This is a genomic window from Ectothiorhodospira lacustris (genome assembly GCF_022227785.1).
Lineage (GTDB): Bacteria > Pseudomonadota > Gammaproteobacteria > Ectothiorhodospirales > Ectothiorhodospiraceae > Ectothiorhodospira > Ectothiorhodospira lacustris.
In genome coordinates this window covers 1-8094 of sequence record NZ_JAJNQM010000112.1, presented here as the reverse complement: position 1 = coordinate 8094, position 8094 = coordinate 1, and the positions used below count along the sequence as shown (strand labels likewise).

Here is an 8094-nt window from a genome sequence, read left to right as displayed (position 1 = left end):
GTCAGCAGGACCCGACCGTCAATCTGAACTGGGTGGGCGTGCAGACCTTCATGCCCGGCGCCTCGGCAGCGGATGTGGAACGCCAGATTACGAACGTGCTTGAAGAGGCCATCGAACTGGTGTCCGACATCCGCTTTGTCTCCAGCGTCAGCCAGCGGGACATGTCGCTCATCCTGATCCGGCTGCAGGACCTTAGTCCGGACAAAGTGAGCGAACGGGTCAACGATCTGCGGCGAGAAATACAGAACATAGAGGCCGAACTTCCTCCGGAGGCTCGTCGCCCCACCATTACCACCGCCAGCAGTGCAAATGCCTACCCCACCACCATGATTGCCGTGGTGGGCATGGCGGAAGACGACAACCTACGCTTTCAGGCGCAGCGTATCCAGCAGGATCTCGAGCGCCTATCCGGTACCGATCGCATCGGACCTGTGGGTTTGCAGGACCCGGAGTTACAGATCCTATTCAACCCGGATGATCTGGTGGGACTGGGACTGACCCCGTCCACCCTGGCGCAGACGGTCAGCACCTATTTTCGAGATCTGGCAGCAGGCACAATCGGTCTGGGAGACCAGGAATGGCTGGTCCGGTTACAGGGAACGGCAAACGATCCGGAGTATCTGGCCGATATCCCCCTGCTTTCTTCGTACGGCGAAATTCCCCTGCGCAGTGTGGCCGATATCGTGCGCGGTCGCGAAGCGCCGGACGACCTGGCCCGCCATAACGGCCAACCTGCCGTACTGTTACCCATTTACAAACAGGACAACGCCAATGAAATCGAATTCATGGCGGAAATCCGCACCTATCTCACCGATTACAACGAACGCCTGAGCCCAAGCACCGGGATCAAGCTGGTTCTGCTGGACGACCAGACCCTGATCACTCGACAGGCCATCAGGACCATGGAACAGAACGCCGCCATCGGTCTTCTGCTGGTACTCGCAACCACCTGGCTCCTGCTGGGCTCCCGCATTGCCTTCGCCACCTGCTTCAGCCTGATCTTCGTACTGGCAGGCACATTCCTGTTTCTAGGTTTGATCGGCCAAACCCTTAACGTCATCGTATTGCTGGGCCTGATGATCGTCTTGGGCATGCTGGTGGACGACACGATTGTGGTCGCAGAGGCCATCCACAAACGTCTGCAGCAAGGCATGCCGGCCATGGACGCCGCCATTGACGCCTTGCGAGAAGTGGCAGCCCCTGTCACTGCCGCAGTACTCACTACCATCGCCGCTTTCCTGCCGCTCATGCTGGTGCCCGGCATGCTGGGCGAATTCATGAAGGTGGCGCCCATCGTGGTAGCGGTCGCCTTGCTGCTCAGTCTCCTGGAAGCCTTCTGGATTCTGCCCAGCCATATTGGCGTGATGCGCCCAAAGTCCGACCGCCTGTCCCGTGGAGGGCGACTGCGCAGCGATGGGATCCGCCGCGTCAGGGTGCGCTATGGAAAATGGCTTGCGCGCGCACTGCGTCACCCCAAGCTGACATTGGGGCTATTCAGCATTCTCCTCACCCTGGCCCTTGCATGCGTTGCCGTTGGTCTGATTCGCATCGAATTTTTCGCCACCGACTCCGCTCGCCTGTTCTTTGTGAATGTGGAAATGCCCGCGGGCACACCACTGGAGAAGACCTTGGACATCACCCTGGCGATCGAGGAGTCCGTTAAGGAACGGCTCGAAGACGGGGAAGTACGCTCCCTTGCCAGCTATGCAGGCATTCAGTTCACCAACGCCGAGGATTTATTCGGCGCAGCCAAGGGCCAAATCCAGATCAGCCTTTACCCTCAGGCCCGCACGGGGCGGCATGTGGACGACATCATCACTGCAGTGCGCAAAAGCGCTGCAGATATCCCCGGGCCCGAATCCATCTGGATCGAGCGCCGCATCGCCGGCGCACCACCTATGGGGCGCCCGATCAGCGTCAAGGTACGTGGCGACGACCTGGATGAGATCCGCAGAGCCGCCGATCGCGTGATCCATATACTGGGGGAAATACCGGCGGTTCACGATATCGTTGATGACGCATACGCAGGCGGCATGGAACTCTCGGTGCGCCTCAACCCGGACGCCATCTTGCGCGCAGGACTGGACCCAGGCCATGTGATCCGTGACCTTCGCCTTCTGACCGACGGCGAGGTGGTGGCGGAAATGCGCGATCGTGGTGAAAAGATCGGGGTGCGCGTCCAGGCCAAGGCCGAAGCGCTGGAAGATATCGGCCGATTTCTGCAAACCCCCATCAGCGTACCGGACGGACGCCCCATTCTTCTTGAGCAGCTCGTCCATCACGAAGTGATTCGCGCTGACGGCAATATCCGGCACTTCAATCTTCGGCGCACAATCACCGTCGAGGCGAATCTGGACGAGAGCATCATGGACGCGGCCAGCGTCCATCGCCTGGTTCAGCGGGGGTGGGATGCTCGACATGCCGCTGCTTTCCCCAACATCGACCTGGACTTCACCGGTGACTTCGACGATATCGTGGAGAGCATCGAAGCCCTGGGCTGGCTGTTCTTGCTGGGACTGATGCTGGTTTACCTGATATTGGGCACCCAGTTCCGCAGCTACACCCAGCCCCTGATCGTGCTGACCGTGGTGCCCATGGCCCTCACCGGCGTCCTGATCGGCCTGCTTGTGAGCCAGCAACCGCTGAGCGTGTATACCCTCTATGGTGTCGTCGCTTTGGCCGGGATCGCCGTGAACGACGCCATCGTCCTTATCTCCGCCGCCAACGATCGCCTACGCAGCGGGATGCCGCTGATGCACGCGGTACTCCACGCCGCCCGGCGTCGATTCATCCCAATCATCATCACCTCAGTGACGACGATTGCAGGACTGTTCTCGCTGGCAATCGGACTTGGAGGGAAATCGCTGATGTGGGGACCACTGGCCGGCGCCATCGTCTGGGGCCTGCTGGTATCAACCATTCTCACCCTGTTCGTGATTCCCATCATGTATAGCCTAGTCGTGCGGCCGTCAATTCGTGCGGAAGTCAACGCGCTACCCCTTCCTCAACCACTGAGTGAATATACCCATTCCACCCTGAGGCGATTGCTTCAATTCATCACCCAAGGCACACTCAGCGGACGCCCGCTCCGGAACGCCGATGCCAACCTTTCCGCCATCAGTGAGTCTCCCGCACTGAGCAAGCTCTACAACGAAGGTCAGCGTGCACTTTCAGATGGTCAGTACGAGTCCGCCATCCGTCTTTTCGAAATCGGCACCCGTGAAGCGCCGCAAAATCCCATCTTCCAACTCTGCGCCGCACAATCCCTCGCTCTTTTCATGCAGCGAACCTACGGCGCTGATCTTGGGTATCTGGTCAGGATGCGGCGCTACCTGAACACTGCTCGCCGGCTGGCACCAAGTGATCCACGATTGGACGTACTGGATCAGATGGCCAACGAACTTGAAGCGGTGGCCGAAGATCCCACGGCGCCCTGAGTCGGTAGCGGCACCGAAACCATTTCCTACTCCACATGAAGCGAGTTCATGAAACGCCAATATCACCAAATCATGTCTGGTTACCACCATGAACGTCGTGGGGGAACGGCCGGAGACACGTCCCATGAGTGACAGTGCATCAGATAATGAGCAGGTTTATCGCCAGATCCATCTGGACGTGGCTCGTAATGCCACCGACGACTTCAATCCCTTTCATGACGCCGACAAATGGCATCGTATCCACCAGAATCCCTTCGGGGGACCCATCGTCCTGGGATTTCAGATGGAATGCCTGGCAGAATACAGGGTAACCCGGCACCGGGCCATGGACGGCGCACTGGATGAGCCACCCTCTGCTTTTCGTAACTATCAGTTCACCTTTGCAGGGGTGCTTCGGACCGATGAACCCTTCCGCATGGAGATCAAGCCCACCAAGCGAACCCGCACACCGGACGGCAACTGGATCCGCTCCAATCGGGTCGTTGTCAGAAAAGCCGACGGTTTGGTATTGCTCGGACAGATCAGGGATTCCGATCGCCCACTGACGCTACCCGATCTGACGCTGCCCTTCCAACTATCTGAAGATTTACCCCCATTACCCGACCGCAGTCTGCTGCCGGAAGGTCGCTGGTTCCACAAACGCAAGTTCATGACCAACAGCAATGCCAAGAATCTGCTCTCCGGGTCACTGGCCCGACAGGCAGATTATTTCGATGAACTGGAAGATCGCATCAACTATCCCGACATGTTCCCAACCGCCCTCATCTCCTGTGCACTACTGGAACGCACCCACGCAGCAGGCCATGACTTCTACGCCAACCCCATGGTTTACACCACGCACCAGTTCAGCGTGGACCAAGTGCTGGCACGCCGCCTGCGCAGCGCCGATACCCTGCACCTGCTGGTCAGCGATGCTCAGCAGGTGGACAATAATGGCGGCGGGCTGGGGCACACTCGCCTGCAACAACAACGACACACCTGCCTGGGACTGCTTGAAGATGGCGGGGTGCTCTTTCGCGGCGAGGTGATCCTGGCCTCCCTTACTGCCATTTTGGGCAATGCCGGCTAGACGTAGAAGCAAGGAGATAGGGTTCTCCACCATGCAGAAACAGCCGGGCCATATCCGGTGATGACTGGGTGGCTCGTTGCACGGCCGTATCCAGATGAGCCAGATAGGGGTAACGGGTGCCGCGGTACTCGCAAGGGACACCGGCCAGGGAAAATTCAAATCCCAAACGGCGAACCATCCTTGCCAAGGCCCGATTCACCAGGAAATACATGTAGGGGATATCCTGGTTGCGGCTATACTCAATGGCCGCACGCAGCATGACGGCAAACAACTCGGACCGCATGGGGAGCGTCAGTGAGCAAGCACGACTTTCCACGACCACAGCAGGCCTGACCATGGCGTTCATGCCCTGCCGATTGAGGCACTCGCCATCGTCGGCAAGCCTCGTCCTAAACAGCGGCCCTCGTTGCTGGTTGCGCCAGCCAACGCTGGTGGCACCGGAGCCATCGCCCCCACGGATTCCCCAACCTGGGCCTTCAGAAAGGGCCAAGCCCGCTGTTTGGCGACGAACATAATCCTGCGTGACGCAGATCCGTGACAGCTCGGCGGCCGCGCCGGTCCTTGCCGGGGCACCATCCCGGTTCACATGGGTGAGCCGATGTACCGGAAGCCCCCCTCGTACGGGATGCACCAGACGCATCGCCCCCAGCCATTGCCCCGTCTCTCGCTCTCGTACGATGAAGGCAGTGGCATTGGCATCCCAGTGGTCGGATTCCTGACCATCGGGGAATGTGTCGGGATTCTCAAAGCCTTTTTCCAGGCAATAGACCAGATAACGGATCTCGTGATGTATTTGCAAAGTGCCGGGTGTATCGGCAACGATAACCTCATAGCGTGCATCGAACATGAGTTAGCCCCGCAGTTATACTGACCCGAGCGGGATTAAATCATGTTGTCTACATCATATCGGGTATCGGATCACAAAAATCGCCATAACCTCACCGTGGGCAGGATTTATGGCTGTCAAGGACAACCGAGGCAATCACTCGCCGTGCCCAAAAAATCAGACAGCAAACATCAGCTATTCAAGCTCTCGTGGACAAAATCATGCAATTCGCGGATATCCTTGCGCATCGAATCCAGCACCGATTGCACCGTCACATGGTAGGCTGCCCGTGGTCCATGGTATTCCATGGGTTCACCCACCTGAACAAAGGGAAAGCCGGCAGACTGCAGCATTCGCGCCAGTCGTCGCTCCATCATCACAAAGGCGTGCTCCCGCCCCAGTCGCCCCATTAGCGAAGTGCCAGCGCAGAACAAAGCCAGTCCCAGCAACGGAAAAGTACGACGCTGCTCATCCGTAATGGTTTCGGCGATGGCCAGCCCGATAGGCGATTCGGACTCACCCTGACGGCGCCTGAACTGGGTATGCACCGCCAGGCGGGATACTTCCGCCAGATCGCTCCGAGGCAGCAGCCCTGGATGCAATTCAGGATGATTCAGGCTTTGACCACAGAAGCGTTCCATGGGAATTTGGGCAATGCTTTCAGCTTCGTGGGGCGACACCACACGGATACAGCCGGCACCTTGACCACTGGGGCGATGCATGATCAGACAGTGTTCCGAATGAGCGTCGTAATCATCCCGCTCCATTCCTCCGGGGCAGTCCTCCTCCTTCTCATAGCCAAACTCCCGACAGTACACATCGTAGCGAATCTGGAACACCTGCTCGCGCAAAGCCTGAGTGTCCGCTTTCAGCACCAGGAAAAAATCCTGGAAATGCTCCACCAAGGACGGTTCTTGTGTGTTCATTTCTCCATTCTCCCAGTACCGGGTCTCGGACACGGCCACCCCGTTGCCCGCACGATAATAACACCTTGAAGAGGGGGGAACGCAGGCCGAGAGTGACGCCCGATCTGACTTTCCAGACAGAATCCAATTACTTGCCGCCGATAATTATAACCCTACAAGCCGAAAGATCTAAAATCCCCCGACAAAAAGGCATAAGCCGACCATACCGAAATAACACCAAACTGCGACGTCGGAATATTTTACAAGACCATACTAAACAAGGCGTCACAATAACAAACAAAAAAAACAAAATACTGATTTTTAAGGAAATTATTTTAGTGGCCCAATAATTGCTGCTAACCCTAGCACAGTGGGATTGCAAAGGTCACTCACCCGAAGCGCCGTAATGCAAGCCCATCGCGATACAACCGGAATACGGGACCGAACGGAGACAACCCAATGAAAACAAAACAAAAATTATTAGCCACAGCCGTTACCGCTGTGTTTGCTCTTGGCGCGGCAGCGCCTGCGGCTGCTCATGTGTATGCAGGCTCTCATCTCAGCATTAGCAATCTGGTCATCAATTTCTTCGACCAGGACACGGGCGGTCAAATAACCAATTTGAACCCCGGCTTCACATTCAATGTGGAAGATTCGGCCACACTGAATGGCAGCACCCAAGCCTTTGCTGACGGCTGCAGCAGCGTTGCTAACAACTGCGGCACCGCACCTACCCCCGTCCTCAATGTTCCTGCAGCCAACGCACCCGGCAGCTCGATTGCCCGCGCTAATGGTAATTACAGCCTGTTTGGGCCGGGTAGCGAGACATACGCCAATGCCAATGCCGAAATCAGCACCGCACAGTTGGTCAATGGCGTCCCCACGGCGACCCAACAAGTAGCAGAGGTCGAACTTCAGGGCAAGGGGCAGGCTCAAGCCTCGACGAACATCCAATCAAATACCAGCTTTACCATGAACTTTGCTCTGATGGGGGATGGCCCTGCGCAACTTCAACTGAATTTTGACGCAAATCCCGAATTGCAGGCACTGGTGGCCACAGACGGTCAGGGCTTCGCCCAAGCTAATATCAGCGCCAACTTCACTCTCAACCAGCTTTCGGGTGGCTCTGGATTTGCCACATGGTCACCCAACGGCAGCGCCACCGGCAATGCAATATGCGCCAATGGACTGACCTGCAGCGATGAGGTGAACCCGGAATCGCTGAATCTGACACTGGGTGTCGGACCCCAGGATGGCAACCTAAGCCACAGCCTCGGCGTGCCCGCCAGTTCATTTCAGCTTTACGTTTCAGGTCTGACTGCAGGCAATTACACCCTCACGTTGGCAGCCCTGACCAGCGTGAATGTCACCGAAGTTCCCGCACCTGGCACTTTGCTGCTTCTGGGTAGCGGGGTTCTTGGTCTGGGTCTGGCAGGTATCCGCCGGCGTCGACAGATCCAAGCCTGACCTGATTGATCTAAAGTCAGACGCCCTGGTAAGCGGGCGGGCCTCTTAACCGAGCCCCGCCCGCTTTTTTTTTCCATACTTGGCCATGTCGGCTTCAATCTTTAGAATTGAAACACCCACAAGCATAAAATGAACCGCAAAATATAAACCCAGAATACGGTGCATCAAATCTGGAGAGTCAAGCAGGATTCCGAGGCAATATAATGCAGGCATCATGAATAAAATACTCGTGTTCCCACGGCGGAAAGCCTCATAAACCCCGGAACCATATGCATTTACCAAAGCAGCCCAAGCATGCCTTCCAGCGAAGAAAAAAGCACCCAACATCAGCACCCAAATAAAATCCAAAACAGGCCCGGAAAAACTCAAAACTCCACGCAACATAAAATA

General features: G+C 57.1%; 6 protein-coding genes. 3 read left to right on the top strand and 3 right to left on the bottom strand.

Annotated elements, in window-relative coordinates; genetic code table 11:
* Both LQ952_RS14825 and LQ952_RS14820 read left to right on the top strand, forming a co-directional pair.
* Positions 1 to 3437: efflux RND transporter permease subunit (locus LQ952_RS14825; protein WP_238623401.1), on the top strand; the 3437-nt coding region annotated here is incomplete at its 5' end.
* A gap of 124 nt (positions 3438 to 3561) precedes the next feature.
* Entirely contained in the window at positions 3562 to 4506 is a 945-nt protein-coding gene (locus LQ952_RS14820) for a hypothetical protein (RefSeq protein ID WP_238623400.1), read from the top strand.
* On the opposite strand, the gene LQ952_RS14815 is transcribed toward LQ952_RS14820, so the two are convergent.
* Positions 4478 to 5353, bottom strand: coding sequence for a GNAT family N-acyltransferase (locus tag LQ952_RS14815; protein ID WP_238623399.1), 876 nt, complete (start codon positions 5351 to 5353; stop codon positions 4478 to 4480). The two genes, LQ952_RS14820 and LQ952_RS14815, sit on opposite strands and share 29 nt — an antisense overlap.
* A gap of 170 nt (positions 5354 to 5523) precedes the next feature.
* Positions 5524 to 6258, bottom strand: coding sequence for a PEP-CTERM/exosortase system-associated acyltransferase (locus LQ952_RS14810; protein WP_238623398.1), 735 nt, complete (start codon positions 6256 to 6258; stop codon positions 5524 to 5526).
* A gap of 438 nt (positions 6259 to 6696) precedes the next feature.
* Here LQ952_RS14810 and LQ952_RS14805 point away from each other — a divergent pair, with 438 nt between their 5' ends.
* Positions 6697 to 7704 carry an EDSAP-1 family PEP-CTERM protein gene (locus LQ952_RS14805; RefSeq protein WP_238623397.1) on the top strand — a complete coding sequence of 336 codons (1008 nt, stop codon included), beginning with the start codon at positions 6697 to 6699 and terminating at the stop codon, positions 7702 to 7704.
* A gap of 45 nt (positions 7705 to 7749) precedes the next feature.
* On the opposite strand, the gene LQ952_RS14800 is transcribed toward LQ952_RS14805, so the two are convergent.
* On the bottom strand, positions 7750 to 8094 hold a 345-nt coding region (locus LQ952_RS14800), incomplete at its 5' end, for a hypothetical protein (protein ID WP_238623396.1).